Source organism: Limosilactobacillus mucosae DSM 13345, assembly GCF_001436025.1.
Lineage (GTDB): Bacteria > Bacillota > Bacilli > Lactobacillales > Lactobacillaceae > Limosilactobacillus > Limosilactobacillus mucosae.
Window position 1 is genome coordinate 1 of the sequence record NZ_AZEQ01000087.1, and the last position, 266, is coordinate 266.

Annotated in this window: 1 pseudogene; it reads right to left on the minus strand. The window is 41.7% G+C overall.

Annotation, left to right across the window (positions count from 1 at the left end):
- Window positions 1-41: 41 nt before the first annotated feature.
- Window positions 42-266: pseudogene (locus FC47_RS10735) on the minus strand (L-ribulose-5-phosphate 3-epimerase); the annotation flags it as partial.

The window sequence follows — 266 nt, forward strand, 5'->3', positions numbered from 1 at the left end:
TAGACTTCCTGTTTTAATTCTTCAAGCATGGCTCTACCTCCTTATTTACTAATCGGTTCCTGTTCTATCCCAACTTTTTTAAACAAATCATTAAAGTAGGCTTTAGCAGCTTTAATCTCTGAAACCGGATCCGCCTCTTGATTGTCGCCAGTCCACATCTCGATCGTGTAGCTGCCGTTGTATTGAAGCCGCACCAGGGTTCTTAATAATCCCTCAAAATCAACGCAGCCTTCGCCAAATGGTACGTTTTTAAACTGCCCTTTAAA